Raw genomic sequence first — 26,823 nt, forward strand, 5'->3', positions numbered from 1 at the left:
AGCCAGCGCAAAGTTCATACGCAGACGTTGGGGGAGCACCGATGGACCAGCCGAGCAAAATGGAGAACCTGCAGTTCGCGCAAGGGATACTGCGGGAGCTTAGGCAGAAAGCCGAAGCCGACGGCGAGAAGCTTCTGACTTATCTCATCGACATGGCCTACCTTGAAGCCAGCGACCGCATCCGTGCACATTGGGTCGGCAATCACGAGCCCGAAAGCCGCAGGGCCATGGGGTAACCGAAACGCGGCGACGGTTGCCCCCACGGGGCGTTTTTAACCAGACGCCTGGGGCCGGCGAGACCATTGGTCAGTTGGCGATACCGGCTGAGATGTCAGCCAGAGCCTCCCTCACCCGAGTTTCGCTGATGCCCCGCGTGTCCTTGACCCAGCTGGGCGTCGAAAGCGGTGGTTCGATAAAGCGAACATGGTTGTTTACGGGCCCATGCACATAGGGGCGATTCAGCCCGTAGATGAGCGCGCATGGGACGTTCAGGGCAGCGGCGGCGTGGGAAATCCCGCCATCAACCCCGAGGAACATGGTCGACGCAGCGATCTGGCACATCGCGTCAGCAATCGACGGGGTCGAGGTGAAGTCGATTGCCTCAGGAATGGCGGCCCGGATTTTTGCGGCACCGGCGTGCTCGCGCGGTCCGCCTACAATCCAGATTGCCCAGCCGCGATCATGATGGTCTCTGGCGATCGAAATGAAGCGCTCGACGGGCCATGAGCGGAAGTTCTCAATGTCGGCAGTATAGAGCGCCAGGGCCGGTCGGCCGGCATCGATCTTCTTGTACTGGCGCCAATCGTCCAACTCGGCCGGATCGACCACAAGCCGGGGCGCCGGCCACTCTGCGCCCGCAGCCGGCTTTTCGCCAAGCGAGGCAATCGAGCAGACCTCCTCGAAGAGCCGCGTCTTGCGGGGTCCGAAGGCCCATAGATGCGCCAACCAGCCGGCGGGGAAGCGATTGAGGAGGCCGAATTGCAACTCCTGCGGATAGCCGATGCGCTCCTCTATTCCGGCCATGAACGCCATCAGCGCCGCCTTGGTGCTGCTGGTCATCAGATAGGCCGTACGGTAATTTTCCTTGCGCAACTCGCCAACCAGGCGGCTGCGCTCGCCAAAACCGGGGCGCTGATGACGCTTGGCAAGCGCCCAGCCCTTCCTGACATGCGGCATCAGGCGCGCCAGCGGCGCTGCAACGGGCGAGGTGACGACATCTATGGGGCGATCAGGAAATCGCGCGGCAATGATCTGGATGGCGGAATGGCAACGGACGAAGTCGCCGACCGCGGGGAAGCCGACGAAGAGGATTGGATCGCCGGTCGTCAAGGAAGCGCTTCGCCGTCAAGGATGCGGGCATAGAGATCCAGATAGCCGCGCGCCGCTTTTTGGATGGGAAATCTCGTCGCGGCCGATTCGCGGCATTGCTGAGGCGTAAGGTCGGCGACGGCCTCGAAAGCGGCCGCAAATTCTTCATCGGTCTCAAAGAAGCGCCCGCTGTCGGCATCGACCGTCTCGGGCAATGCGCCTCGCGTCGTCGTCAGGACCGGAGTGCCGCACAACATGGCTTCGACCGGTGCGTTGCCGAACGGCTCCTCCCAGGCGATGGGGTTGAGGAAGGCTCGCGCTTCGCCGAGAAGGCGAAGCTTCGGCTCGCCGTCAACGATTCCGTGGAAACGGTATCGCCTGCCAAGGCTCTTGAAAAACAACCCTTCGCGGCGGGTCTGACTTCGGCCCAGCAGTTTCCAACGCGAGCCACCGGCGATATCTAGACCGAAATCGAATTTTTTGGCGAGATCGACGGCGCGGTTGAGGCCTTTGCTTGATCGTGCAATGCCGGCGAGAAATAGCAGGCGGTCGCCCTTTGCAGCCGACAAACGATAGGCGTCCACCGGAAAGCCATTGTAGACGAATGTCTCGCGCCCATGCTGGCGGGCATGATTGGCGCTGATAAAGCTCCAGTTCGCAACTGGCATGGGCTGGTCCGGCATAAAGCCGCGCTGCGTATTCAGCGTTGGAAATGGCACCTCGACGGGCCAACTATGGGTGTGGACGATTTGCGTGTCGCGCGGAATGGCTGCCCGGCATTCGGCATCGGTCGAAGCGTGCCGGACTTCGAAGAGCGGGTGGCTGGAGCCAGGGCCAGCGATCACCACGACTTCGTGTCCGAGACGAACCATCTCCGTGGCCAGCCATTCGACCTGACGCTGAATCCCACCGTAACCTCGGCAGGGTATTACGCCCTTCAAAACGAGCGTCACCCGCATTGACCTTGCCTCACAATGCTCTCAAGACGGCCCAGTTGCGTCACGGGCTGGGCATTGTCAAGGTCGCGCCAGAAACGCAAAAAGCCGCGGCGGCCTCGACTGGGTTACGGAATCGTTAATCAGCGCTTGCTACTATGCCGGATGACCAAGAATCTCGGCAATGCGCCCACGACCATCTCCAGGCAACAGCGAAAGACCTCCGCTCTTGGTCGGCTGGCGCCCGCCCTGTTTCCCCTTTTGGTCGTCGCGCTTGGATACATGATCGGCCGGCAATTCTTCGGCTTCTAGGGCGACTCGACTCGTCTACCCGCGCACGGTTAAGCCTCGCGCCTCGCCGGGGATGCAGTCAATGTCCACCCAACCTCCAAAATCACCGGCGGCACGTACGCCGCTACCTACTGCCCCGCACGTAAGCAAATTTTGTGCAATCACGGGAACGTGATATTCACTGATCACCGGACAAAGGGGGCGCTGATGAGGTGTCTGGTGATCAATCTTGATCGTTCTCGCGATCGGCTGGCGCATGTCGCGTCCGAGTTCGGCCGGATCGGAGTACCATTTGAGCGTGTCTCCGCCATTGATTGCCCCGATTGCTGCTCTGTCGCCAAAAGCCCGCTGAGCGCTGCTGAGGTTTGCTGTTTTCTGAGCCACCGCTCGTGTTGGGAGATCGTTGCGAACGGCGCGGATCAATATGGCGCGGTTTTCGAAGACGACGTCGTTTTCGGCGCTGGCGCCGGCTCGCTGCTTGCTTCCGATCGATGGGTGCCACGCGATGCCGATGTGATCAAGCTGGAAACGCATTTTGCCAACGTGAGGGTCGGACGCAAGGAAGTCGCTCTCGATGATGGGTTTTCGCTTGCCAGACTTTATGGCCTGCACGCGGGCGCCGCAGGCTATGTCCTCTCCAAATCGGCAGCGCAAAGATTGCTGCGCAGGACCATGCATCTGAGAGGAGAGGTCGACTTCGTTCTTTTTCACCCAGGATTCATGACCTGCTCGCTCAACCGAATCTATCAGATCATGCCGGCGCTTTGCGCACAACACCATTTTGTTTCGGGACGAGAGCGCTTTCTAAGCCTCGTGCGACGGCCCGGGAGGCGGCCAAAACCGTTTCTCGATCGAATTGTTGGAGAAGCGGTGCGAACCTTCGCCTATCTTCGAAACCAGAGCCTGACCGGAACAAAGAAGATCGAGGCCGTCGCGTTCTCAGGCTCTGAGGTCGACGGCAAACCCGTCCACGGCGCGTTCGTCTATGGGCAGCCCGAGCACGGCCACCTCTACGAGGCGGCCGGCATAGCGATCGCGCGGAAGAATAGTTCGGCCGCCAGACAAGCAGACGATAGCGGCTGCGTTACGAAACAGCCTTTTCGCGGACCGGAAGCTTCCAGCCCGGCCTGACAAAGTGGCAGGTATAGCCGTTGGGGTATTTCTCGAGATAGTCCTGATGCTCTGGCTCCGCCTCCCAGAAATCGCCCGCCGGCGCAAGCTCGGTGACGACCTTGCCCGGCCACAGTCCAGAGGCATCGACATCGGCGATGGTGTCTTCGGCGACGCGCTTCTGCTCGTCGCTGGTGTAGAAGATCGCAGAGCGATAGCTCATTCCGACATCGTTGCCCTGGCGGTTCCTGGTGGTCGGATCGTGGATCTGGAAAAAGGATTCGAGCAATGTGCGAAAGCTGATCCTGGCCGGATCGAAAACGATCTCGATGGCTTCGGCATGGCTGCCGTGGTTGCGATACGTGGCGTTGGGCACATCGCCACCGCTATAGCCGACGCGGGTAGAGATCACGCCGGGATAGCGCCGGATCAAATCCTGCATGCCCCAGAAACAGCCGCCGGCAAGGACTGCACGTTCGGTGGACGTCGCCATATCATACCTCCATTGGATTGCTCCTTAGGTAGGCATTGTCGCTGGCTTCTTCCAGCATCTCAAGTGCATCACTCGTTGCCGGCCGAGCCGAACCGCCGCACGATGACCTCGAAGACGATGTCGGAAATCCACATGGCCGAGACGCCGATCAAAAAGGCGGCGGCGAGCGTCGTGGTATCGTCGGCCGGATCGGGGAGGCATGCCGGTTGCCCTGAACCAGGCGACGGCAGGCAGCGTCAGATACGCAGCCGCCAGCGCCCCGCAGATCGGCGAGGCAATCATCTCGCGCAGCTTGTAGCGATGGCGCGACAGTGCTCGCAGCACGCCGCCGGCTAGCCCGGCGGCGACGACCGGCCCCTTGATGCCGAGCATGTCGAAGAGGTCGTGCATCGGCTAAGGCCTCCATCCGCAGAGCTTTTGTCCCTTGCGGTTGTGCGCCAGGAGCGCTCTCGCCTCGGCGTCCGACAGGACGTCGACGGCTTCGGCCGAAAGGCGCAGCGGGCTCGAAATCGCGCAGAAGCCGCCCGAAGCAGTCGTGCACCCGGCAAGCGCCACAAGCAGCGCAAGCATCAGTCCCTTGCCCATGATTTCAGCTCCTTTCGAACAGCGTCCGCCGGCAGTGCGCCGACGTCGTTCTGCACCTGCTCAGCGACCGCGCGCGCCGCGGCCTCAGCGGCCGCCAGTTTGCCGCGCTCGGCCCTGGCGCCGGCCAGCCGCTGGTGAACGCCCCAGCAAAGGGCGGCGATGACCGATGCCAGGAAGCCCAGCAGCGCTTTGTTGCCAAGCAGGACGGCGAGGAGCGCGCTCACAGCAGCCACCCGGCGACAAGCCCGGCGGCAAAGCCGATAGCATAGGGTTTCGCGGCTTCGAGACAGGCGATGAGCAGTTGTTGAAACCCTTCCATGTCAGTGCTCCCGTGGAGCCGCCGGCATCGAGATTGTCGATATAGGCCGCGGTCACCAAGGCAGCGCTCGCATTGTTCAGCCGCAAGGTGCCATTGCCCGGATCGGCGTCGGCTGTGGTCGTGGAAAAGGTGTAGCCGAGCGCCGCCACCGAGGTTGATGCCGCCGCAGCGCTGGCCGCCGCATTGGAAGCGGAGGTCGCGGCATTGGTGGCTGAGGTGGAAGCCGCGGTTGCCGAGCCCGAGGCAGCGCTCGCCGAACCGGCTGCAGCTGTAGCCGAGTTGCCTGCGTTGGTGGCGCTGGTCGCCGCGCCCGATGCCGAGCCGGAAGCCGCAGTTGCCGAATTGCCGGCATTGGTGGCGCTGGTCGCGGCTGTTGTGGCGGAGCCGGCGGCGGCCGTGGCCGAACCCGCGGCGGCGCCGGCCGAGGTGCCGGCATTGGTGGCGCTGGTGGCGGCAGCGTTCTTCGAGGTGAGCGCCGCAGCGGCACTGGCGGCAGCAGCGCTGGCCGCGCCCACCGCATCGCCCAGCGTGTCCTCCGACAGGTAAAAGGCGATCGTGACCGCGTCGGTGCCGATCACCGGGTCGAACGTTTCGAAAACATAGACGAAGTCTGCCGAGACCGTGCCCTGCTGCACATGCAGCGTCGTGCCCTTCTGCAAGGTGCGGTCGGTGCGGGCATCCGCGGTGCGGAACCAGGCGCCTTCGCTGGCGGTATAAATGCCGTTGTCGCGGGCATCGGTCTGATTCTTGACCAGCACACGGTCGCCGACCTCGGCCGGCACGCCGTCGATGGTCTGCAGGCCATAAAGGGTGATGTTGCCCGTCGTCGCCAGGCGCACGGGTTCGCGTTCGCCGGTCAACAGACGAACGGCGGCAGTTGCAGGTCGGGCCATAAGGCTTGCTCCATGAAAAAAGCCCCGCGAAAGCGAGGCTTGAAAGAAGTTCCAATTTGGTGCGCGACGATCAGCGCTGTGATGAAGACCGAAGAGTTAGACGCGGCGCATCACCCGTCCTCAGGGTGCTTGCGCAGGTAGCGCAGCCGCTTGCGCTGCGCAGGCGTCACATAGGGGTCGCCCTCGTAGCGGCGCCAGTTGAAGGTCGACACCGGGAAGGAACGGAAACCGCTTTCCCTGACGATCTCCTCCTCGTCCTCGATGACGTGATAGGAGGCGAAAGCCGTGTCGAGATACTGGTAGCCGCCCGACAGCCGGTACATCTTGCGCTCGTCGCGCGGCTGGATGCACTGGATCAGCGAGATCTTCGTCTCGCATTTGGCGGGATCGTCGACCAGCATCTTGATCCGCGCCGGCAGCTTTTCGTAGCCGAGCAGCTGCGCCGCCTGCCTTGCCGTGCGCTCATAGCGGCGATGGAAAATGTCGACCTGGCCCCAGCGGTTGCGGGCGAGATAGCCCTCGACCACGGGGATCGAGGCATAGCGGATCAGCGTGCCGCCAAAGCCTTCCTCGGCATAGAGATAGGCCGGGCCATAGCGCACGACATTGCGCAGGCAGGCCTGCGTCGCCGGCACGAAATTGGAGTTGGCGGAATAGCGCAGCGCAAACAGGAAGTCGCGCAAGCCCTCCGCCCATTCCTTCTCCTCATCGGTCTCCTCGTCGTTCATTTCTGCGGTGGTCAGCCCGTGCCATTTTTCCGACTGCGGGATGATCAGGCTTTCGAGCCCGGCGGCGAGGCGATTGGCGGCCGAGTTGATGGTGTTGGCATAGACGCGGGCGCCGCGCCGCTCCTGCCGCTCGGCCTGCGAATCCGGTCCGCCGCTCCTGCGGCCGCTCCAGACATCGGGCGCATCGGGATCGCAAAATTCCGCCACCTGCTCCCACACCGCCTCATACTGGCAGCGCTCGGTCTCGAGCTCGGACTGGCGGGACAGGATATCGCGGGCGCGGGAATCGGTCATGAGGGGGCTCGCTGGGTAGGATGTGAATGGACGGCGAAGCAGCTAATCTCCCGCCTTGAGGGGGAGATGGCTGGCAGGCCAGAAGGTCGTCTCGCGTAGAGCGCTAGCGTCATCTGTCGGTGTTGGGAGGTCGCGTCCGGTCGCACCGACCCCCTCTGTCGCCTTCTGCGACAGCTCCCCCTCGAGGGGGGAGATCGGCAGCGTCAGCCGACTACGCGCTGCGCTTGATGCCCTCGAGCACCGGCGCAGTTTTCCGGCCAAAGCGCTGGACGACGAAGCGGCCCGCCTTCTGGCCGGGGACCTCGATCAGAGTGTAGGTGATCCAGGACAGCAACGTCACCGTCGGCAGCACAACGGCAACGACGATGGCGAAGCGCAGCGGCGCCGACAATTCGTGGCCGAACTCACTGATGACGAACGCCGCGACGGGCTGCAGCACCAGCAGATGGATCAGGTAGATGCTGAAGGAAAGCTCCCCCATCAGGTGGAAGAACCGGTTGCTGAGCGTCACGGCGATCGCTCGCGCCAGCGTTCCCGCCCTTCCAGGCAGCATGCGGTAGAGAACCAGCGCAAAGAAGCCCGCCACCAGCGCTTCACGCACCAGAAGCTTGCCCAGCCCCTGGTCGCCGCCAGAGGGCAGCGCCGCCAGCAGCAGCGCCAGTGCCAAGTACAGGATAGATCGCGGCTGGCTCTGATGCACGACTCCGGCCAGCAGCATCCCGCACAGGAATATCTGTATCTTGAGCGGCAGAAAGGACGGCATCGGAAAATGGATCGACAACAGCCGCATCGCAAACACGATGACGCAGCCGGCCGCCGCGACCACAAGGGCGCTCCTCATCCCGTCCAGCCTGCGCACCAGCAGCATGACGGCCGGGAACACGGCATAGAACTGCATCTCCAGCCCCAGGCTCCAGTCAGGCAGCGGCGTGCGATAGGCGAGGTTCGGCACCAGCCCAAACAGGAACGTGAGATGAGCGACGATGTTTTTCAGGCTGCCGTCGAGGTAGCGTTCCGGCGCCTGGTGCGATCTGGAGAGGAAATCGTCGATGATGATCCTGCAATCGTAGAGATAGGGGCCAAGCGCAAGCGCCAGGAAAAGCATGACATAGAACAGCGGCGCGATCCTGAAATAGCGGCGCGTCCAGAATTTCAGCCAGGTTTCCGGTCTTTGCCAAGGCTCCTTTTCCTGGGGCAGCTGATAGTGGAACACCATCAGGAAGCCGGACAGCATGATGAACAGGTCGACGCCGAGATCCGGCTCGCCGACGATCGGAATTTGCCAGCCGGTCAAAAGCATGCAGTGCCCGACCAGCACCCAGATCGCCGCAAGCGCGCGAAGCCCGTCCAGGCATTCGATGCGCGACGACTTGATGATGCTGGTTTCGTAGCTAGCCATGTTGCACTGCAGCATGGCGCCTGAGGAGCGATTGTCAAGCCGCTGAGAGATGACGAATTGCTACGCCCTCCCCCTTGCGGGGAGGGTCGGCGAGTTCGCTTTGCAAAACAAAGCGAGGGAGACGGGGTGGGGGTGCAGCGCAGACCCCACCCCGCAGGCTGAACCGCACGTACCGTGCGGCTCAGCCTACGACCCTCCCCACAACAGGGAGGGTAAGATGCGTCACCTCCGCTTCACCAGCCTGGCATGCCGTCGCCAGTACCACCACGCCAGCACGCGCTTGCTGAAACTGCGTTTCATCGCGGTCATGGTCATACCCCCAGCAAAACGCGGCGCTGGCCGGTGAGGTCGCCGGGCGCGAGGTCGGTTTTCACCGTCGCCGCCGTGCCCTGGCGCTGTTCGAGTTCAGCCCGCAAGGCTGCCTCGCGCGCCTGCACGTCCTTGTCTTCAATGGTCGGGGTCGGTGGCAGCGGCTTCAGCGCCGGCGGCTTTTGAAAGAGACACATGGTTCCAGCCTTCTCTTGTCCAGTCGTAGAGGAAAAAGTCTTCGCCGTTGCGGCCATATCCAGGCAACCGGCAGCGTTGGGTGGCGCCGAGCCGACCGAGCCAGCGCAGAGCCAGTTCGTTGGCGGCGAGCGCCCGCGCCTCGACCCGCCAGGCGCCCCGCGCCGCAACCTTCGGCCCAAGCACCGCATGGAAGTGGCCGGTGATGCCAGGCACGCAGCGCTTCATGCGGCGCGTGCCCCAGCTCCAGGCGATCCACAGCCCGCCGCGCTGTTCGGCGGCGCCAAAGCCGGCTTCCGGATTGCCGTCGAGCTCGGCGACATAGGCAAAGCCCTGCAGCGCACTAAGCGCCAGCAGCGCCGGCGACCAATGGTCGAGCTGGCAGTCGATCTCGGCACGGTCCTCGGGACGCAGATTTGCGGCGATGTAGGAGAGATCGCGCAGCGTGGCGGCGATGATGCGGAGGGTCATGGATGGACCTTCGTCAGCCAGAAGCGAAGCCATCGTCAGTGAAGGAAGCGAGACGCCCCCCATCCTTCGTCATCCTATGGCGAAGCAAGGAGCGAAGCGACGCGGCGCAGACCCCTGGAGCTGCTCCGCAGCCAAGGGATTCATGCCCGTGACCCGCGAGCGGTGCAGCGGTGCAGCGGTGCAGAATTCTGAGGCGCCGCGTTCTCTCGCAATCGTCGCAGCATCCGCACCGGCTATCGCGCAAAAACAAAAACCCGCCTCGTGGCGGGTCATTGGCGCAAATCAGCACCATGGACAGAAGTGTACCATTGCTGCCCTCACCCCGTCAACGGATTTAAGAATAAAATCCTACTGCCCGTCGACAGGAGGCATCCTTGTGAATGCTCAGTCCTTGTTCGGTTTCGCCGCCATCCGGCTGTCGATCTCGCTCAACTTGGCCAGGATGCCTTCCTGCGCGCGCACCATCTGCTGCTGAACGCGGATGAGTTTGAATGCGAGCCAGATGCTCACCCACAGCTGCGCCACCAGATAAACCAGCAATGGCAGGTAGGAAATAATGTATGCGAGAATGCTGGTTTCCGCTTCCATGATGATGCCTCAGGTTGCTGATGCCGAACGCATCGTAAGGTCATTCCGCAAAAACCGATGATTGGCGAGCCACGGTGAACAGTACAGAGGCTCTCGCCTCACTCGCCTCCCCCGCAGCCGGTTCCGATGCACGTCAAGCCGTATTCTTTCATCAGCCGGCGGGTGACCAAATCCCTGATCCGCTCCTTCTGCGCGTCACTCAGCCCTCCGTGGGACACTCTTCGATAGCGTAGCCGGCAGCGACGTCCGGGTTACCCTGATCGCGTGCCTTGCTTAGAACGCAGGAGAATGCCCTCCATTCTTTCTTTGAAGGGTGATTGCCGACGCGGGCACGGCGTAGACAAGGCCAAGGGAAAGGCTCGCGAGCAGGACTGAACGTGCCTTCCACAAACTCCCAGATTGCTCCCTCACTCGCCGTCCCCGCAGCCGGTTCCGATGCATTTCAAACCGCTCTCCCTCATCAAGCGGCCAATAACCAGGTCCGGCGTCGGGCACTCATCTATGACAAAGTTTGCTGCACCTCTGGATTACCCATAGTGCGCGCTTTTTTCAATCCTATCCCATATCCTTCCCAGCGATGTCAGCACTTGCTACAACCAAAATGGCGCTATAGCTTGCAACATACAATTTAAGAGAGCACCCTTGCGATCACTCATTCTCGCCCCAGTTGTCGCTCCAAGAGCCAACGTCATGAGAGCATTTGGCTTCGCCTTCGGCCTCCTGGCGCTGCCTGCGGTGGCCAAAGAGCCAATCAAATGGACCGTTTCAGTAAGCGGCGGGAGCGAAATCGAGATCCCCGTCTTCTTCAAGGACGACGATGGTCGAGAGCTTTTGACGGACGGCGTAAGCCACGGCACAACGTTTTCCTCGAAAGAGTATGGAGTCTATCTTCGTCAATACGGAATATTCGACGAGCCGGACAAGCGTCCGTTCGAATACATCAAGGAAAAGACCTCAAGCGAGGGCAAGGCAACGTATACAATTGACAAGCCATCGCTTGGTGTAATTTCCGGCACCACGCCGGATGGTACAAGGGTCTTCTACGGTATGTGCCAAAAGCGGATTATCGTCACTTGCTTTGACATTGCATATGACAAGAAGAAACAGGCGGTGCTTGATCCAATTGTTGAGCGCATTGCCAGGTCATTTCGCAAAAATGGGTAATCGGCGCACATACAGTTCGGTATGCAAATCTCAGAACCAATCACTTGTCGGGCTCGGATGGCCGCTTTGCTGCGTTGGCGGGTAAGGCCACTAGGGTAGTTCCTTCAGATAAGGCTTTAACAGATCGGCGTAGTCCGAAGCTGTCGCATATACCCCATAAGTACCGTGCCGAAGTTCGGCAATCGCGCTATCTATATCCGTGGCATCGTTAGCTTTGGGCCAAGATTGTTTCATGACTGCAATGCGGTCGCGAATGGCGTCTTCAAGGGTGGCGTATTTGCGAAAAGGTAGTTTAACTTTCACACGTTGGCCATTTCTTTCCTCGTGGGTCCAAAGAAGTTGCGTAGCACCCTTCCATGAACTGTTGGCCTTGATGCCAAAATAGTTGAAACCGGGGACACTCCTGCCGTTGCCAGTTTCGTGCGCGGCTTGAGCGGCCATCAGGCGGGCTTGCGTGTCGGTTAGGCCAAGGCTCTTGCCAGCCTGATAGAAAACGTTGACGAATTTCTTGCGGCTGCCTTTGGCGGCGAGAATTTCCGCGCTAAAGTTGCCATTCCCTTTCTCGAACTGCTTGATACCCTCGTCAACACCAAAAGCAGCGATGAACGGCTCGGCGCCGGTCTTCGAGTTGAATGCCGTCCCCGGGTCGGCGCCCGCGCTGATTGGACTTTCCGCGTCGGGCTCGCTCGCCGCTTGGTTACGGTTGCCAAAAACATCGGGCGCGCGATTGGCAAGCTGAACATCTATTGGCAGATCATCCTGAAACGGCTGCTTTATTCGTTCATCTGGCGTGAGTTGGGGGGCGCCACTGCTTTTCTCGGTCAACCCATCGGAACTAAACGGCTGCCCAAAGTACATCGGTCTTTCGAGCAAGCCGGCTTCGACGAATTGCCGCGACATCGCCAGCCTGACGTACGGATCGGCGGTTCCCGCAAGCAGATCACCCACTTTTGTCTTCATGTCTTGCGGGGCCAGGCCTCCAAGACCTTTCAGCACGGACCTTGGCACGGGCTGGACTTTCTCGATGCCGAGATACTGCTGGGCCGCGAGACTGAGTGCAATCGCCTCTTGGGCGGCCGCGGGGCTGTATTCGCCTTGACCAAGCAGCGCGCGCCAGGCCGCATTCACTTGCGGAAAGGCTTTGCTGGCCTGGCCGGCCGGATCGTTCCTTCTGGCCTCCAACGCTTGCTGAGCCGCGGCAGCGGTCACCTGATATCGCGACTGGCCATCAGGGGAATGTCCTATGTTAGCCGCCGCTTCGAGAAGCTGAGCCTTTATGTCCCGGTCCGGCATGGCGCGCATTTCAAAGGCTTGCTTGCCTGCTTTTACCTCCTGGTCGAATTTCGCGAATTGCCGGCCGCCCTCCTTCGCTCCATAGACCGACACGAACGCTTCCGGCCCCGGCAAGACGCCGGCATAGTTGCCGTCGCTGGCAAAGGCCTTCGGCCCGTGTTGAGAAGCAAGAGAAATGTCGGCGCCGGCCCCGATCAGTTGGGATGCGTCGGCCGCATGCGCCTGCCGCAGAAGACCGTCGGTGGTCTCGGGTGAAAGGTCGGCAAGCAGGGCAGCGACGGGCCGATCCCCATCCAGCGCCCGCTCTATCTTTTCATAGAGCGGCGCAAGCGCGGCGGACTGGTCCTGAGCGCCGGGCAGTTCGCCGGTGTCGTCGGTTTGCTCATCGGCGCCGTCAAGAATCATGCCTTTGCCGGTCTCCATTATTCCTGCCCTCCATTTTCCCCTGATGTCTGCTGAGCAGCCGGCGGCGCTTTGCCCCGTTGGCCGAGCGCGGCACTCAACATATCCAGCGCGCGCCTGGGGTCCTGCACGATCAGCGTTTCCATCCGCGCCTTTGCCGTGCTCTCTCGCCATGAGGCTTCGGCCCGCAGCCTGGCCTGCGGATCGAGATACATCTTGGAGATAAGATCGAGGCCGGTCCGGCGGGCTGCGTCGAAAGTGGGCTGGTCGTTCGGATCGCTTAGCTTGATCGTGTTGAGCCCGGCAGCCTGGACGCCGGCCAGTTGGTCTTGCTCGTACTGCCTGCGGCGATCAAGTTGCTGCTGTGCCATCCGTAGGGCGCCGGCCTCGCGCAGCGTTGTCTTACGGCTTGCAAGATCGGGACGAATCTCCGCCGGCGCCTGCTTCACAAAATTGTCGAACAGCGTATCGAAGCGGCCCGTCTGCAAAACCCGCCCGGTATGCGGATCGACCTGGCCGTACATTCCATCATGCAGGCCCGCCCCGTCCGCGGACGCATTGGCAACAGCGTCGGCTTCCGCTTTGGCAAGCTCGCCGTCCAGCGCGCGCGTCGCGATTTCCGTGTCGAAAGCATTCTGCTGCGCCAGGCGCTGCTCGTAACGGTCCGCGACAGCCTGCCAGTATTCGTCGAGCGGCTGGACAGCACCCGCCTGCGGGCCGGCCGGGTACTGCTGCTCGTTGCCGGAGGCTTTCCTGCGCCGACCGACGGACAAAGGAATGATGTGAACCATTTGTTTTTCCTGCCTGGCTGGATTTGAAAAAAGGACGAGATCGCACGCACGATCTGGGGCAGCGGCTTCCAGATGCCTGGAGAAACCGGCCGGTATGCCGCCTCAAGGGCGGAGAATTGCCGAAATGCCGCTACCGAAACGCCTGCAGCGGATCGCTCTGCCCTACCGGCTTGCGGGCACTCTTGAACTCCGCCGGATCGACGACCGCTTCCCGCAGCATCATCAAGCCGTAGCGCGTCGCCGCCATCAAATCGTCGCGCAGCTTGACCACATGGCCGTCCTTGCGGTGGTAGAGGCGAAACTCCTCGAACCAGGGCAGCAAGGTCGAAAACACCTTGAAGCGGCCGGACTGCATGCGGTCGAGCATTTCCATCAGCCCGGCCTCGACCGAGACCGAGCCGTCGGCAAAGCGGGCGTGGCCGGTGAGCATGTTCAAGCCGTGGGCGGCATATTGCCTGGCGAGCGCCGTGCCCGCCCCTTCCAGCGTCTCGCGGCGGCCGTCGCGCGGCCAGGCCCAGGGCAGCCATTCGCCCCATGGCTTCAGCGCCAGCACCTGCATCGCCGGCGTCTGCTGCGAGGCCCTGGCTGCTTTGGTGACGTAAACGATATCAGCCTCCGTATCCCAGGCGAGTTCGACGGCGGCCGAGGGATGGTCCCATCCGAAATCGAGCGCGCCGATCCGCGGCCAGTAGCGCGGCAGCCGGAACGGCTCGCAGGCGATCAGCTCCTCGGCAATGGGAAAGATGCGGCCGGAGCCCAGCACCGGAACGCCGCGCGCCCGCGCCTCGCGCTCATGCTCGGGATAGGCGGCGACGATCGCGGCGCGCTCGTCCGGCGAATAATGTTCGGCGTCATCGATGGTCATGAAGGTGACGTGACGGGTCATGGGGCCTGCCGGATTGATTCGGGATGCCGTGATATGGCTTTGTTCGCACACGATATTTTTGGGCCGGTGCGCGGCGGGTCTTCCCTTCTCCCCTTGTGGGAGAAGGTGTCGCCGAAGGCGACGGATGAGGGGTGTTCCAGGGAACGCCGACGCGTCACTCCGCTGGAACACCCCTCATCCGTCTCGGCGCTATCGCGCCGATCCACCTTCTCCCACAAGGGGGGAAGGAAGAGCGCGCACCTCACCCGTCAAGAACCGCAACACCACGTCGCTCATGCCCAGCAGCGGCGTGAACGTCACGATGGTGATGCCGCCCGTCGCGTTGGTGCGGGTCAGGCCTTCGGAATAGATATCGAGCGGCGGCTCCTCGTCGAACCAGACGCCGTGCAGGGTTTCGCCCTGCCACTTTTCGCGGCCCTTCTCATAGCTCTTGAACGACAGCACCGATTCATCGGCCTGCACGTCGCCGCCGCCGCCCCAGCGCACCACGATGCTGTCGAGCGCGCCCGGCGCGCCGCGGCCCATCGTGGTCTGGCGGATGGCATCGGCGGGATCATGCCGGTGCCCCATGCCGCCTGCTGCTGCGGCGGGCCGACCAGCACGCGCTGCGGGTTGTCGCGCGTGCCCTCGCCCGTCACGCCGGCAGCCCATAGCCTGACGGCGGCGTCGAAGGTCTTGCCCTGCCACCACGCGGGATAGCGGCCGGTGAGATGCATGGCCCATTCGGCGCCGCCGGCCCTGGTCTTGCCCAGCTGGTTGCCGGCCATGAACAGACGTTCCCGGTTCTGCGCGCCGGCGGCGTGAAACTGCGCCTGCCTGGGATAAGGCCGGTAGGCGGCAAGCTGGTTAGTCCTGCGCCTGCGGTCCAGCTCCTGCAGCAGCGCCAGATAGTGGCGGCGCGTCTTCAGGCTGGTCGCCAAACGGCCCGAGGACGGCTTCGAGGCCACGGATGCGGCGGCGGATCTCGTCATCGCTCAGGGCTTCCAGATTGTCAGATAAAACATGCAAATCCTTGGCCAGATCCTTGGGCAGCACCGATTGCACGATCTTCAGATACTGGTCGGGCTTGTCGGCCCGGACCGCGGCAATCACGCCGGCGCCATGGGCGCGGAAATCGGCGCGAACCGCGTCGAGGAAATCATCGCCAAGCGTCTTCTTCGTCCGCTTCGGCTTGGCAGCGGCGGCAGTCGCCTTGCGGCCAGGACGAGAACGCGGCGCCGTCCGGTCAGCCATGATCCGAGATCCCGGCGGGCTCGGCGGTCGCTGCCTGCTTCGCCTGCTTTGCCGGCCTTGCCCGCTTGATCTTGCCGGACTTGATCTTGCCGGACTTGCGCCGTGCCGATTTTGGCCCTGACCGTTTTGGGGCGGCCTTGCGGGCTGCATCAGCGGCCGGCGCGTGGCGCTTTCCGGCAGACGCGGCTTTCAGGCTTGCCCTGGCGATCGCCCTTGCGTCGTGCGCGCCGCGCGGAAAGCCGAAGCCGCCGATGGCATCGACAGGACCACCGCGAACCATGCCGGTCAGCACGCCCGGCACGACCGGCTCGATACGGCCGATGCGCGCCTGCGGGGCAGCGCCCTCGAACACGCCAATGGCGCTGACGACCTCGCGGCCGTCATCGTCGGTGATGATGGTGGCATAGCGGTTGGACAAGGGAGGCCTCGCGGATAAGGCAGAATGAACCGAGGATAGCGTTCCTTCACGCCCCCCTCTGTCCTGCCGGACATCTCCCCCTCAAGGGGGGAGATTGGCAGCTCCAGGGTCGCGACCAATTTGCAGCGCTGACGATTGGCGAAAGCAAGGCGGCAGTCCGATCTCCCCCCTTGAGGGGGAGATGGCCGGCAGGCCAGAGGGGGTGCTGTCCCGCCGACATCCGATATCCGCACATTGTGGGCATCAGGAAAACAAAACCCGCCTCGTGGGCGGGTCGGTGGCGCAAATCAGCACCATGGACAAATCATAGCAAAGCTGCCCTCACCCGTCAATGCAGATAAGAAATAATTCCTACTCCGGTCAAAGCCTCGTCCTTGGCGGCGGCGCGCATTGCGCGAGGGCCGCATCGATGGGATGCTGGGTCTCGTCGGAGAGCGCAATGAGCGATGTGACCAGTCACTATGGCAGCGGCGGCATCGTCGAGCGCATCCTGTCGGCTGTGCCGGACGCAAAGGCCGGCAGCCTCGCAGCCAAACAACTCTATCCGTTCGATCAGCTTCATGGCCGCGAGCTGATCGCCACGCAGGACCATGCTGCGCGTCTTGCGCCCTCCGCCGGCGATCGGGTTCTGGACATCGGCAGCGGCATTGGCGGCCCGGCCCGGTTCCTTGCCGCGACCTATGGGTGCAGCGTCGACGGCGTCGACCTGACGCAGGCGTTCGTCGAGGCATCCCGCCGATTGACCGAGCTCTGCGGCCTCGGCGACAAAGTGCGTTTCCATGAGGCCGATGCGACAAGGCTGCCTTTTGCGGACGACACATTCGACGCGGCGATCTGCTTCTATGTCGGCATGAATATCGCCGACAAGGCGGCGGTCATCGGGCAAGCGTGGCGCGTACTGAAGCCGAAGGCCAGGCTTGTCTGGACCGAGGCGGTGCTGGCGGACGGCGAGCCTCACTATCCCTTGCCTTGGGCGGTGTCGGCTGTGGCCAGCCATCTCGTCGACCGCGAAACCCTGAAGGCTCTGTTTGCTTCAGCCGGATTCCAGGTCGACGACGTCATCGACGAAACCGGCGATCACGTCGAGCTGGCGTTGAAACGGGCAAATTCCAGCATGGTTCCGTCGCCCGCCCAGCAGCAGGCCAATGAGATCGTGCTCGGCGCCGAGTTCGTGCATCGGCGAAAAAACTACATAAGCAGCCTGAGCGAGGGAAAACTCGCCTCACTGGCCGTTATTGTTTCCAAGCCGGCATGAAACAAAAACCCGCCTCGGCGGCGGGTTGCTGGCGCAAATCAGCACCATGAAAAAATCTAGCATAGCTGCCCTCACCGGTCAAGATATGTCAGGAAATAATTCCTACATCGACATCGATCGGAGACTCGGCGATGCTAGCGCTACCACATCCGGCGTCAAGTCATATGCATATGTTCTAAAGTGCCATGCCGTCGGCGGATGTTGTCTGATAATTTGCCCTTTGGCATCAAGGGGGCAAAAGAAGCCATGTCTGAGGACAAAATCCGAAATATAAATCTGACCGCCGACATCGTCGCGGCATTCGTGCGCAACAATTCAGTGCCTCCGGATAGCCTGCCGGCGTTGATCGAGAGCGTCAATGCAGCGCTCGCGGCCGTGGACAATCCCGTTGCTCCGCCGCAACCTGCGCCTGAGCCCGCGGTCAACCGCAAGCGCTCGGTAACGCCGAATTTCATTTACTGCCTCGAGGATGGCAAGAAGTTCAGGTCGCTGCGGCGTCATCTCGGCTCCGCCCATGGCATGACGCCGGAAGCCTATCGCGCCAAATGGGACCTGCCCGGCGACTATCCGATGACGGCGCCCAGCTACGCCGCCAAGCGCTCGGAGCTGGCAAAGGAGTTCGGGCTCGGCATCAGGACACCCGAGGCCCCGGCCGCTAAGGCGCCGGCCAAGAGCAAGACCAAGGCGTAAAGGCACGCCCCCTCCGTGCCGTACGCCTGCTGGAGGACGATCGTGGTGGCCGGAGAGCCCAATGACGTTCGCGTGGAACGTGTCGACCGCCGCCAATGGGCGGTGCTGGTTGCCGAGAATGGCACGGTGACCCAGCATCTGTTCATGGCCCAGGAAGCGGCCGAGGAGTTTGCCGACGGCGAGCGGACAAGGCTCGGCCTTCCCGCCAGGCCGCCGGCGGCGGATCCGCTGGCCTGAACAGTTCTTCAACCGGCTGCAGGATACAAGACGCAGCCTTCGACAGGCCGTCTAGCGACTGGTCATTAGCTGGCTCTTATGGAATCATTACACTCCAACTCGGGGAAGAGCGGGATGGACAAACCAGCCATGGCATCCGTGTTCAGGATGCGGCAAGCGCCAGCCACTATTTCGGGCGTTCGCAGCGTCGGCCAGGGCCAGGCCGATCCGGTCATCGGCAGAAGGCCGCTCGGCGACGCGATCCGCTTCGTCATCGACGTCGATCCCCATTACGACATCAGCGGTGTTTCGATCGCCTATGGCGACGGCGCCGCCCCGCGCCTCGGCAGCCGGGAGGTCAAGGCGCTGTGGCCCGAATATGGCCGCCGCTGGATGGAAGAGTAGCGCAGGCCATCGGCCGACGCCTATCGCTTGCATCCCCGTCCGGATCGTAACAGCGGGTCATGCGTTGAGCGTGAGCCAAATGGGAGCAACAGCAATGAACGTCGCCAATCTGCAACTCGAAGGCCTGCTGATGGCCGTCGCTTCGATCAATCAGGTGCTGGTGCGCAAGGGCCTGCTCACGGTCGAGGATATCGACATCGCGTTGCGCAAGGCCGAGGCCATCGAAACCGGCGAGGAGCGGTCCGACGGCATGTCGGAGTCCAACCGCGACGCCGTCAACTTTCCAATCCGACTGCTTGAACTGGCCAATCAATGCCAGCCGGAGGCGGACATGCCGTCCTTCTCGAAACTGGCCCGCATGGTCGGCCAGATGAAGGAACCCTACAACGACCAGATGTGAGGCGGTCTGCCGACGCGGGGCCTCACCCTCGGCCGAGTTTCGAGGCCAGCACGCTGCCCGGTCCATGCACGGCGGCGAACAACAAGCCGGCGGCGAACGGGAAATGGGACATGAAGGCGCCGACCTCGGCCTGGTTGCCGGTCCAGTGCGACGGACCGTGGAAGGCAAAGCCGAGGAAGACCACATAGACGGCGGCGACAAGGGCAGCCGGCGTGAAGAATGCTCCGGTCAGCAAGGCGATCACCAGCAGCGTTTCGAGGATCGCGGCGCACCAGGCCAGAAACAGCGGGAACGGGAAGCCGGCGGCGGCGATGTAGCCGGCAGTCATGCCCATGTCCGTAAACTTGAGGGCTGCCCCCATCGCGAACATGGCGGCCAGGGTCAGGCGGGCGATGAGAAGGGCCGCAGTCTGCCACGGCGATTGAACGGTTTCCATGATGTCCTCCAAGATTTGCTAGGGGTTTCGCCCCAAGGACGGGCGCGACGCCGCCGATCCGACATCGTCCCGCAAAATTCTTTCCCGGCGAAGCAGAACTTCTGAAAAGGCCGCCGCTTGCGGGCAAGCCTGATTGCCGCCCGCTCAGAGCTTCGCCATCAGCTCCCGCCCCAACCGCTTCGGCGGCTCGGCGCGCAGCACCACATTGGTCGTCACCGCGCCGTAGCGGCCGATGGCGTCGACGATGCTTTCGAGGTCGGGCGGCGACGGGACGACGACCTTGACCAGAAAACAATCCTCGCCGGTCACCCGCAGCACCTCAACCACTTCCGGCATGGCCGCGAATTTCTTCAGGCAGGTCTGGATGTGCTCATGCGTGGTGCGCAGGCGGATCATGGCCATGGTGCCGAGACCGAGGGCGGTGGGATCGATCGCGGCCCGGTAGCCGGCGATGATGCCGCGCTCCTCCAGCCGCTTCACCCGCTCCGACGTCGCGGGCTGGGACAGGCCGACGCGGCGGCCGAGTTCGGAAATGCCGATGCGGCCATCCTCCTGCATGATCTCGATGATTGCCATGTCGGTGGGGTCGAGCCGTGGCCGGTAATCGCCGTTTGCCATGAACACCTTCAATCCATCGGAATTCTTCATCGCTTTCCGATGATCTCTCATTCCGCGAACAAGGAGAAGCCCTAGGATTGGGACATCATCTGCGGCGAAGAAACAGGATTTTCTATGACCGACTTCATCATTCTGCCGGGCAGCGGCGGATCGGGCGAGGCCCACTGGCAGACACGCTGGCAACAGGCCGACCCGGCGATGCGCCGCTTCAGCCCGGCAAGCTGGGAGCTGCCGGATTTCGACGACTGGGTGGCGGCGCTGGACGTCGCGGTGTCACAGGCACAGACCCCGCCGGTGCTCGTCGCCCACAGTCTCAGCTGCCTGCTGGTCGCGCATTGGCAGGCGGTGTCGAGCCGTCGGATCGGCGGGGCGTTTCTGGTTGCGGTTCCCGACCCGGCCTCGCCGGTCTATCCCGCTTACGGAATTCCCTTCGCCGATACGCCGCGCGGGCCGCTTCGCTTCCCCTCGCTGATCGTGGCCAGCACCGACGATCCCTATGATCCGAACGGCTATGCCGGTGAGAAAGCCACACAATGGGGCAGCGAACTGCACATCGCCGGGCCGCTTGGTCACATCAACAGCAATAGCGGGCTGGGCGACTGGCCGGCGGGAATGGAGCTGCTGACGGCCTTCGTGAGAGACAAACAGGCCGACCACGCAATCGCACCGTAGGCGCCCGAAGCGTGCGCGCGGGCTTGCCCCGACTTGTCCCGCCAGCTATCTCTCGGGAGGGGCGTTTGTGAGGGAGCCTGCGAATGGTGTCCGTCCGATATCTGGTCCGCGATGTCGATCTGTCCATCGCGTTTTATACGAGCCATCTGGGCTTCGCGCTGAAGCAGCAATTCGGTCCGGCGATGGCCATCCTGACGCGCGGCGACCTCTCGCTCTGGCTCGCCGGTCCCTTGGCGTCGGCAGCCAGGCCGATGCCGGACGGCCGGACACCCGAGCCGGGCGGATGGAACCGCTTCGTGCTCGAGGTCGAGCAATTGCCGTCAATCGTGACTAAGATGCGCGAGGCCGGCGTGGGGTTCCGCAACCAGATCGTCGAAGGTCCGGGCGGGCGACAGATTCTTTGTGAAGACCCGTCCGGCAACGTGATCGAGCTGTTCGAGCCAAGCTAGGCTTCGGCCGTCGCCTCGGATTCGGCGCCGGGCTTTGCCTGGCCTTCCCACTGCCGCTCCGCTTCTGCTTTGCGCTTCGGACAATCCTCGTAGTCATGCTCTCGCGAACCGCAATAGGAGCAGCATTTTGCCGGCGTGTCGGTTCGAAGCATTGTGGCCATGCACAAGAATGCACGAAAATTCATCCGGTTGCAGCAGCGTCTGCGACGTCGCTGCTGGGATGCGTGACCGCCAGCCTGACGCCGCCCTCAATAGCCGCCGCCGAGGATCGGCAGAATCTCGGCGGCAGACATTGCGCGCGGCGCGTATTCGTCCGGCCTATATCAAAGTTAAATGCGGATGCTGGGCGTGAGGTGGTAGGTGATCGCGATGGGGGGACTCTCAACGCGCTCGAGGTGTCCCATGGACGTTCGAAATCTGATTGCCAAATTGTCAGCCGCGGTATTGCACCGCCGCGCCGCGTCTTCGCCGATACTGTTCAGGCCGATCCGCAACTCGCTCGCCGACATCCCGTTGAAGCCGGCGCCGCGGCCGCCTTATCGTCCGCATCGGCCGATCTGGCCGGCAAGCAACATGTAGCTCGCCGGGCTGCAACCAGTTTGTGATTTCCTCGTTTATGGCGATCCCGTTTTCAAGGAGGCAAGTGATGAGATCGATCCGGGCGAGGCGCGAATGGTTTGGATGGTGAGCGCATGAGCCGTTTTCTGCCCCTGACGATCAGATTCGTGGACGGCAGCGCGATGACGGTGTCGTCGATCGCCGACGCCAGGAGGGCGCTAGGCGGAACATGGAAGAACAAGCAGACGGCGGCCTACAAGGCGGCCGACAGGCTGGTGGACGACGCGTTGAACGGCATTTGCCGCCCGGACATCGCCTTTGCCGCTTTCCAGAATGCCGCCGCCCAACAGGGCTTGCTGAAGCCGGCCAAGCCAAGTGCCGCCCTTGCCATGCTCGACGAATTGGCGTCGCTGGATGGGCATCGTTGAAAGACCGGCTGACGGATTGCCGGCGATGTCATGGCGAACGGCGGATGGCCTATCTCGGCTCGCGGTTCATGCTGAGATAAGTCGGGTCGAACTCGGCGATTTCCACCAGTTGCTGCCAGTCCAGAATGGTCACCATGTAATTCGCCCAGCCGATCACACCGATCTTGCGCAGCGCGCCGATGACCCGGTTCATGTGGACGACCGAAAGCCCAAGCACATCGGCCAGTTCCGCCTGCGACAGGGGAAGCCGGAAACTCATGCCGTTGGTCTGCTTGACGACCTGGAGCCGCACGAACAGCTCGCACACAAGATGCGCCAGATGCGAAGTCTTGGACCGCCGGCCCATGGCCACGATCCATTCCCGATGGATGGCGCCATCGACGAGCGTGTCCAGCCAAAGCAAGCGGCTGAGATGAGGTGCCTGTTCGGTGATCGTCCTTAGCCGACTGTGGTCGGCGGCGATCACCCGGCATGGCGACAATGCGATGATGCCATGGTCCATTGTCTTGAGCAGAAAGGCGTGCAGATCGACAAAATCGCCGGGCACCTGCAACGAGGTGAACTGGCGGCCGCCATCCTCCAGCACCTTGTAGCGCGCCGCCAGACCCTCGATGATGAGCGTGCTGTAGCCTGGCCTCGATCCCTCGGAAACGATGTCCTGACCGGTGGCAAAATCCATCTCGATGGTCATGGCGGCGGCCAGCAGCCCCTTTTCCTGCTCGGACAAAGCGTCATGCTGGCCAAGGTTGAGATAAAGCGGTTCTAGCATCGAGGATCCAGTTCGAGATTTCGTGGACATTCGTGGCCTAGCCAAACGCCGGAGATCGGGTGCGGTTGCAATCGGCCGGCACGGCGACGGCTCCTCGCAGGAAATCTGCTCAGGACACAGTCGCATGGAACCATGGGTGCGGGTTGGGATTTAATCCATGTCGCTCAAAAATGGCCCCGATTTTGAGACAACGACATGCATAAAAACACAGACCTGAAGCGCGTCGCCTGCGTCCTTTCAACCGCGATGCGCCTTAGCGTTCTCACGCAGGGATCCTTGCACACATGGAACGGTTCTACTTCGACTTGTACAACGCCGAGACCCAGATTGACAAAGAGGGGCAGCTTTTTCCCAGCCGGGAGCGCGCGGGAGCCGAAGCGCTGCGCATATTGCACGATGTGGCGCGCGACGAGATACCGGAGGGCGACCACCGGCGGATCACCGTCAAGATGCTGAACGAGAACAGGGAGCAGATATTCGAAGCGTCGCTGACAATGGCGTCGCTGTGGAGTTGAACTCGTCGACCCTGTCGAGGACTGTATGGAACCTCTTGCCCTCCCCTCTGTTTCCTAAGGAGGGGCCAGCGGCAGAAGCTGCACGGCTGATTGACTGGAGGCATCTATGTCCTTGCAAAAGCTTCATCCCGAGCAGGTCGACGACACACGCAGGCTTGCCTATTCGACCTTTGCCCCGGCGCTGATCGGTTGGCTCACCAAGCGTCTGGCGCGGTGTCAGGGCGTCAAGGAGCTGGGCGCCCTGGAAAAGTCGCTCATCCGCCTGATCGAAGACTCCGATGTCGATGGGCCGCAAGCCGAGGCGATGAAAGAGTTCGCCATCGAGCTGGTGGTGTCGACGATATCGGAAGCCCGCGCTCACCCCGACACCAAGAGCGATGTCGAAGCCGTTGGCGAGCGCCGCGCCGAAGGCCGCTCCGAGAACCCGCAGACGCTCGAGGAGCAGTTGCAATCAGGCCTCGAAGACAGTTTTCCGGCCAGCGATCCGCCCGCCGTCGTCTCGACCGCCATTTCCGGCGGCTCGAAGGACCTTGTCGGTACAGATGAGGTGTTGCGCCGCAAGAAAGAGGCGGCGCAGCGAAAGCAGGAAAAGGCCGACGCCGGTTAGCCGGACAAGTCGCGCGAGCCCGAGGCGATGAGAGCCGTCAGCCGAAGCGCTTTTCCGGCGACTGTCCGCTGGCCGGTGACTGTTCGCCGGCCCGCGCGACGATCGCCTCGAGCGGCTCCGGCCGGTGAAGCAGAAAACCCTGGCCATAGGCCACGCCCATGCCGCGCAGAATGTCGAGCGCTTCCTGCTGCTCGATCTTTTCGGCCACCACCGCGCAGCCGAGACTTTTGGCGATGCCCGCTATGGCCGAGACAATCTCGCGGTCGAAACGGCTTTCCGCGATATTCTCGATGAACGAGCCGTCGATCTTGATCTGATCGACCGGAAAGCGCCGCAAATATTCGAACGAGCTCATGCCGGCGCCGAAATCGTCGAGGCTGACGCGGCATTGCCGCTCGCGCGCCTTGCGCACGAACTGCTCGGCGGCGTCGAAATTGGTGACGGCCGCGGTCTCGGTGATCTCGAAGCCGATGCCGGAATGCGGCGCCCCGGTCTCGGCGATGACGGCGTCGACGAAATCCCATAGCAGCGGATCGCTCAGCGTCTGCGCCGACAGGTTGAAGCCGAGCATGATGGCGCCTGACCGCATCGCCGCGCCATGCTGCGAAAGCGCTGTCCTGATGATCCAGCGGTCCAGCCGCGAGGCAATGCCGAAGCGCTCGGCGACCGGAATGAATTCGTTGGGCGGGATCAGCTTGCCATTGCGCCCGGCAAGCCGCGCCAGCACCTCGACGTGGCGGCTCTCCTGCCAGGGCTGGCCGAGCAGATGGATTTCCTGGCCGAACAGTTTCAGCCGCCCGTCATCCATGGCGTCGACCGTGTCGGCGGCGACACGCGCCGCGTTGAGGCCGCCGGAGCCCGACGCCGCATCGGCCGAAAACACCGCGAAGCGATTGCGCCCGGCCGCCTTGGCGGCATAGCAGGCGTCGTCTGCGCAGGCCAACGCATCGGCAACCGTGGTGGTGGTGTCCTCGACGAAGGCGATGCCGATGCTGGCCGCGAGTTTTCGCGAGGTCGCCGGCAGTCCGAGGTCGGCGTCACGGACCGCCGCAAGAATCGCGCCGGCCAGCGCCTCGGCCTTGGCCGATTGGCAATTGGGCACCAGCAGCGCGAACTCGTCGCCGCCGAGGCGCGCGGCACGCGCCGATGCCGGCAGGCAGCCCAGAATACCGGCGGCGACACCCCTCAGCGCCAGGTCGCCGGCGGCGTGGCCGGCAAAGTCGTTGAGCGCCTTGAAGTAGTCGAGATCGACATAGAACACCGCCAGCGGCAAAGCCCGCTCGGTGGCGATATGCACGGCCAGCAGCCGGTCGAAGGCGGCACGGTTCAACAGGCCGGTCAGCGCATCGTGGTGAGCGGCGTAGGCGAGTTCCCGCTCGCGCTTCTTGTCCTCGGTGATGTCGCGCACGGTGCCGAGAATCTGGCCCGCCGTCTCGGGCGCCGCGATGAAGCGCACCAGCGATTCGACATGGCGGATTTCGCCGTCGCGCCTGACGATGCGGTATTGCGCGGCGACGACGCCGTCGGTCGAAAGCGGCGCCAGATGGGCGCGCTCTGCGGCATCCTTGTCGTCGGGGTGCAGATAGGAATGCCAAAGGTCGGCAGCCACCTCGTCGGTGTCGGCGACCAGGCCGAATATCTCCCTGGTGCGGGCGTCCCAATAGCTCTTGTTGGCGTCGATATCGTGATGCCAGATGCCGGTGCCGCTGGCCGCCAGCGCCAGGCGAAAGCGCACATTGACCCGCTCCAGTTCGGCTTCCGCCTCTTTCTGCCGGCTGATGTCGGTCTGCACGCCCATCAGCCTGACCGGCCTGCCCGTCTCGTCACGCTCGACAATGCCGCCGCGGTCCAGCACCCAGATCCAGTGGCCGTCCTTGTGCTTGAGGCGTAGCTCGGTCTCGATCGAGGCGGTCAGGCCGGAAATGTGCCGCTCGCCGCTGGCCAGCGCCCGCTGGCGGTCGTCGGGATGCGTCAGCTTCAGCCAGAGGTCGTCGCTGTTGGCAAGCTCGCCATCCTCATAACCCAGCATGTGCGACCAGGTCGGCGAATAGAAACAGTCGCCGCTCAAAATATTCCAGTCCCATACGCCGAGATGAGCGCGTTCGAGCGCAAGCGCCCAGAATTCGCCGTTGCGTATTTTCTCTTCAGCCATGCCCTGGTTTCGCTCACTCCGTCGCCGCCACTATGCACGCAAGCAGAGAAGAAACCGTTACCGGGTGCGCCGCGCCCACAGTGCGGACAAGGCCTGCAATCGTGCCGGACCATGCCGTAAGGCGTCATCATGCGATTGGGGCTCGTCATGCCATTGGCGCCCTGATTGGAACCGCCCTGCCCGGGCCTGGCTCGACGATCCTTATCGCGCGGCGGCGCGCATTGTCCTCAAGCAGGCCGCGCAGTTCCTCGCGGCCGCGCGCGATGCGCGACATCAGCGTGCCGGCCGGCACGCCGAGCATCTCGGCGGCCTCGGCATAGGAGAAGCCCTCGATGGCGACCAAGGTCAGCGCAGCACGGCGGTCCGGGCTGATCGCCTGCAGCGCGTCGATGATCTCGCGCGCGGCGACGTTCTCCAGTTGGTCGGGGGGGGCGGGCTGGGGCCGCCCCCCCGACAGGCCCCGGCGCCACCCCGCCCCCCCCCCGGGCGCCGAGGGCGAGGGGGAGCAGTACAAATATATCACAGGATTAGATTAAAAAAAAACCCCC

Annotated in this window: 33 protein-coding genes and 4 pseudogenes; 14 read left to right on the forward strand and 23 right to left on the reverse strand. The window is 63.1% G+C overall.

The window, feature by feature from the left end:
- Positions 1–41: 41 nt before the first annotated feature.
- Positions 42–236 carry a hypothetical protein gene (locus NKH22_RS28555; protein WP_023684343.1) on the forward strand — a complete coding sequence of 65 codons (195 nt, stop codon included), beginning with the start codon at positions 42–44 and terminating at the stop codon, positions 234–236.
- Between the two features lie 70 nt (positions 237–306).
- On the opposite strand, the gene waaF is transcribed toward NKH22_RS28555, so the two are convergent.
- Together waaF and NKH22_RS28565 are read right to left on the reverse strand one after the other, a co-directional pair.
- Complete coding sequence (waaF, locus tag NKH22_RS28560; RefSeq protein WP_023694666.1) at positions 307–1,329, reverse strand: lipopolysaccharide heptosyltransferase II; 1,023 nt, start codon at positions 1,327–1,329, stop codon at positions 307–309.
- Entirely contained in the window at positions 1,326–2,267 is a 942-nt protein-coding gene (locus tag NKH22_RS28565; protein ID WP_023808296.1) for a glycosyltransferase, read from the reverse strand. Before NKH22_RS28565 ends, waaF begins: the two co-directional genes overlap by 4 nt.
- 486 nt (positions 2,268–2,753) lie before the next feature.
- On the opposite strand from NKH22_RS28565, the gene NKH22_RS28570 reads away from it, so the two are divergent.
- Complete coding sequence (locus NKH22_RS28570; protein WP_023808297.1) at positions 2,754–3,665, forward strand: glycosyltransferase family 25 protein; 912 nt, start codon at positions 2,754–2,756, stop codon at positions 3,663–3,665.
- Here NKH22_RS28570 and msrA read toward each other — a convergent pair.
- The 9 genes and pseudogenes from msrA to NKH22_RS28615 all read right to left on the reverse strand — a co-directional run bounded on the left by msrA (position 3,619) and on the right by NKH22_RS28615 (position 9,918).
- Positions 3,619–4,137: a peptide-methionine (S)-S-oxide reductase MsrA gene (gene msrA, locus NKH22_RS28575; RefSeq protein ID WP_023694663.1), complete on the reverse strand. Its 519-nt coding sequence runs from the start codon at positions 4,135–4,137 to the stop codon at positions 3,619–3,621. The two genes, NKH22_RS28570 and msrA, sit on opposite strands and share 47 nt — an antisense overlap.
- A gap of 68 nt (positions 4,138–4,205) precedes the next feature.
- A pseudogene (locus tag NKH22_RS28580) lies at positions 4,206–4,527 on the reverse strand (hypothetical protein).
- Positions 4,528–4,530: 3 nt separating this feature from the next.
- On the reverse strand, positions 4,531–4,722 hold the full coding sequence (locus NKH22_RS28585) for a hypothetical protein (protein ID WP_023671459.1): 192 nt from the start codon (positions 4,720–4,722) through the stop codon (positions 4,531–4,533).
- An 84-nt stretch (positions 4,723–4,806) separates the two neighbouring features.
- A complete protein-coding gene (locus NKH22_RS28590; RefSeq protein WP_352911953.1) occupies positions 4,807–5,934 on the reverse strand; it encodes a hypothetical protein in 1,128 nt (375 codons plus the stop codon).
- Positions 5,935–6,044: 110 nt separating this feature from the next.
- The gene (locus NKH22_RS28595; protein ID WP_352911956.1) at positions 6,045–6,956 is read right to left on the reverse strand and encodes a portal protein; all 912 of its coding nucleotides are present in this window, start codon (positions 6,954–6,956) and stop codon (positions 6,045–6,047) included.
- Positions 6,957–7,167: 211 nt separating this feature from the next.
- A complete protein-coding gene (locus NKH22_RS28600; protein WP_352911959.1) occupies positions 7,168–8,355 on the reverse strand; it encodes an acyltransferase family protein in 1,188 nt (395 codons plus the stop codon).
- Between the two features lie 311 nt (positions 8,356–8,666).
- On the reverse strand, positions 8,667–8,861 hold the full coding sequence (locus NKH22_RS28605; protein ID WP_155924219.1) for a hypothetical protein: 195 nt from the start codon (positions 8,859–8,861) through the stop codon (positions 8,667–8,669).
- Positions 8,803–9,330 (reverse strand): hypothetical protein, encoded by a 528-nt coding sequence (locus NKH22_RS28610; RefSeq protein WP_023819034.1) that lies wholly within the window; start codon positions 9,328–9,330, stop codon positions 8,803–8,805. The genes NKH22_RS28605 and NKH22_RS28610 overlap by 59 nt, the downstream gene beginning before the upstream one ends.
- 384 nt (positions 9,331–9,714) lie before the next feature.
- Complete coding sequence (locus NKH22_RS28615; RefSeq protein WP_023693736.1) at positions 9,715–9,918, reverse strand: hypothetical protein; 204 nt, start codon at positions 9,916–9,918, stop codon at positions 9,715–9,717.
- A gap of 690 nt (positions 9,919–10,608) precedes the next feature.
- Here NKH22_RS28615 and NKH22_RS28620 point away from each other — a divergent pair.
- Positions 10,609–11,082: a hypothetical protein gene (locus NKH22_RS28620; protein ID WP_352911962.1), complete on the forward strand. Its 474-nt coding sequence runs from the start codon at positions 10,609–10,611 to the stop codon at positions 11,080–11,082.
- 90 nt (positions 11,083–11,172) lie between these two features.
- On the opposite strand, the gene NKH22_RS28625 is transcribed toward NKH22_RS28620, so the two are convergent.
- The 6 genes and pseudogenes from NKH22_RS28625 to NKH22_RS28650 form a co-directional block, all read right to left on the reverse strand.
- On the reverse strand, positions 11,173–12,798 hold the full coding sequence (locus NKH22_RS28625) for a glycoside hydrolase family 73 protein (RefSeq protein ID WP_023693738.1): 1,626 nt from the start codon (positions 12,796–12,798) through the stop codon (positions 11,173–11,175).
- Positions 12,798–13,568 carry a hypothetical protein gene (locus tag NKH22_RS28630; RefSeq protein WP_023693739.1) on the reverse strand — a complete coding sequence of 257 codons (771 nt, stop codon included), beginning with the start codon at positions 13,566–13,568 and terminating at the stop codon, positions 12,798–12,800. The genes NKH22_RS28625 and NKH22_RS28630 overlap by 1 nt, the downstream gene beginning before the upstream one ends.
- Positions 13,569–13,698: 130 nt before the next feature.
- Positions 13,699–14,448 (reverse strand): annotated as a pseudogene (locus NKH22_RS28635) (phage terminase large subunit family protein); the annotation flags it as partial.
- A 255-nt stretch (positions 14,449–14,703) separates the two neighbouring features.
- A pseudogene (locus NKH22_RS28640) lies at positions 14,704–15,374 on the reverse strand (terminase large subunit domain-containing protein); the annotation flags it as partial.
- Complete coding sequence (locus NKH22_RS28645) at positions 15,301–15,687, reverse strand: hypothetical protein (protein WP_023821209.1); 387 nt, start codon at positions 15,685–15,687, stop codon at positions 15,301–15,303. The gene NKH22_RS28645 and the pseudogene NKH22_RS28640, both read right to left, overlap by 74 nt.
- A complete protein-coding gene (locus tag NKH22_RS28650; RefSeq protein ID WP_352760393.1) occupies positions 15,680–16,105 on the reverse strand; it encodes a hypothetical protein in 426 nt (141 codons plus the stop codon). The genes NKH22_RS28645 and NKH22_RS28650 overlap by 8 nt, the downstream gene beginning before the upstream one ends.
- 439 nt (positions 16,106–16,544) lie before the next feature.
- Between NKH22_RS28650 and NKH22_RS28655 the strand changes: the two genes are divergently transcribed.
- From NKH22_RS28655 to NKH22_RS28675, 5 genes are all read left to right on the forward strand, one after another.
- Positions 16,545–17,360, forward strand: coding sequence for a class I SAM-dependent methyltransferase (locus tag NKH22_RS28655; protein WP_352807534.1), 816 nt, complete (start codon positions 16,545–16,547; stop codon positions 17,358–17,360).
- A gap of 246 nt (positions 17,361–17,606) precedes the next feature.
- Positions 17,607–18,050, forward strand: a complete 444-nt coding sequence (locus tag NKH22_RS28660) for a Ros/MucR family transcriptional regulator (protein ID WP_023671447.1) — start codon at positions 17,607–17,609, stop codon at positions 18,048–18,050.
- A gap of 42 nt (positions 18,051–18,092) precedes the next feature.
- Complete coding sequence (locus tag NKH22_RS28665; RefSeq protein ID WP_023689866.1) at positions 18,093–18,287, forward strand: hypothetical protein; 195 nt, start codon at positions 18,093–18,095, stop codon at positions 18,285–18,287.
- A 114-nt stretch (positions 18,288–18,401) separates the two neighbouring features.
- Positions 18,402–18,671, forward strand: coding sequence for a hypothetical protein (locus NKH22_RS28670; protein ID WP_352807532.1), 270 nt, complete (start codon positions 18,402–18,404; stop codon positions 18,669–18,671).
- 94 nt (positions 18,672–18,765) lie between these two features.
- Entirely contained in the window at positions 18,766–19,071 is a 306-nt protein-coding gene (locus NKH22_RS28675) for a hypothetical protein (protein ID WP_023671444.1), read from the forward strand.
- Positions 19,072–19,093: 22 nt separating this feature from the next.
- Here the strand turns inward: NKH22_RS28675 and NKH22_RS28680 are convergent, their stop codons facing one another.
- Entirely contained in the window at positions 19,094–19,507 is a 414-nt protein-coding gene (locus NKH22_RS28680; RefSeq protein WP_031203112.1) for a DoxX family protein, read from the reverse strand.
- Between the two features lie 144 nt (positions 19,508–19,651).
- A complete protein-coding gene (locus NKH22_RS28685) occupies positions 19,652–20,155 on the reverse strand; it encodes an Lrp/AsnC family transcriptional regulator (protein WP_023671442.1) in 504 nt (167 codons plus the stop codon).
- A gap of 84 nt (positions 20,156–20,239) precedes the next feature.
- Between NKH22_RS28685 and NKH22_RS28690 the strand changes: the two genes are divergently transcribed.
- Positions 20,240–20,797 carry an RBBP9/YdeN family alpha/beta hydrolase gene (locus tag NKH22_RS28690; RefSeq protein ID WP_352807530.1) on the forward strand — a complete coding sequence of 186 codons (558 nt, stop codon included), beginning with the start codon at positions 20,240–20,242 and terminating at the stop codon, positions 20,795–20,797.
- Between the two features lie 83 nt (positions 20,798–20,880).
- On the forward strand, positions 20,881–21,246 hold the full coding sequence (locus NKH22_RS28695) for a VOC family protein (protein WP_352807529.1): 366 nt from the start codon (positions 20,881–20,883) through the stop codon (positions 21,244–21,246).
- Here NKH22_RS28695 and NKH22_RS28700 read toward each other — a convergent pair.
- Positions 21,243–21,407 (reverse strand): hypothetical protein, encoded by a 165-nt coding sequence (locus NKH22_RS28700; protein WP_023671439.1) that lies wholly within the window; start codon positions 21,405–21,407, stop codon positions 21,243–21,245. The genes NKH22_RS28695 and NKH22_RS28700 overlap by 4 nt on opposite strands.
- Before the next feature lie 241 nt (positions 21,408–21,648).
- On the opposite strand from NKH22_RS28700, the gene NKH22_RS28705 reads away from it, so the two are divergent.
- Positions 21,649–21,825, forward strand: a complete 177-nt coding sequence (locus tag NKH22_RS28705; protein ID WP_023671438.1) for a hypothetical protein — start codon at positions 21,649–21,651, stop codon at positions 21,823–21,825.
- Positions 21,826–21,938: 113 nt separating this feature from the next.
- A complete protein-coding gene (locus NKH22_RS28710; RefSeq protein ID WP_023685943.1) occupies positions 21,939–22,232 on the forward strand; it encodes a DUF982 domain-containing protein in 294 nt (97 codons plus the stop codon).
- A 49-nt stretch (positions 22,233–22,281) separates the two neighbouring features.
- Here the strand turns inward: NKH22_RS28710 and NKH22_RS28715 are convergent, their stop codons facing one another.
- On the reverse strand, positions 22,282–23,001 hold the full coding sequence (locus NKH22_RS28715) for a Crp/Fnr family transcriptional regulator (protein ID WP_023671436.1): 720 nt from the start codon (positions 22,999–23,001) through the stop codon (positions 22,282–22,284).
- Positions 23,002–23,285: 284 nt separating this feature from the next.
- Here NKH22_RS28715 and NKH22_RS28720 point away from each other — a divergent pair, with 284 nt between their 5' ends.
- Both NKH22_RS28720 and NKH22_RS28725 read left to right on the forward strand, forming a co-directional pair.
- Positions 23,286–23,516 (forward strand): DUF6894 family protein, encoded by a 231-nt coding sequence (locus NKH22_RS28720; RefSeq protein ID WP_352807527.1) that lies wholly within the window; start codon positions 23,286–23,288, stop codon positions 23,514–23,516.
- A 106-nt stretch (positions 23,517–23,622) separates the two neighbouring features.
- Positions 23,623–24,123, forward strand: a complete 501-nt coding sequence (locus NKH22_RS28725; protein ID WP_023753171.1) for a hypothetical protein — start codon at positions 23,623–23,625, stop codon at positions 24,121–24,123.
- 37 nt (positions 24,124–24,160) lie between these two features.
- Here the strand turns inward: NKH22_RS28725 and NKH22_RS28730 are convergent, their stop codons facing one another.
- Entirely contained in the window at positions 24,161–26,275 is a 2,115-nt protein-coding gene (locus NKH22_RS28730) for an EAL domain-containing protein (protein ID WP_352911969.1), read from the reverse strand.
- Positions 26,276–26,420: 145 nt separating this feature from the next.
- A pseudogene (locus tag NKH22_RS28735) lies at positions 26,421–26,705 on the reverse strand (sigma factor-like helix-turn-helix DNA-binding protein); the annotation flags it as partial.
- Positions 26,706–26,823: the final 118 nt, after the last annotated feature.

Origin of the sequence: Mesorhizobium sp. M1252 (assembly GCF_040318265.1) — a bacterium.
Classification (GTDB): domain Bacteria; phylum Pseudomonadota; class Alphaproteobacteria; order Rhizobiales; family Rhizobiaceae; genus Mesorhizobium.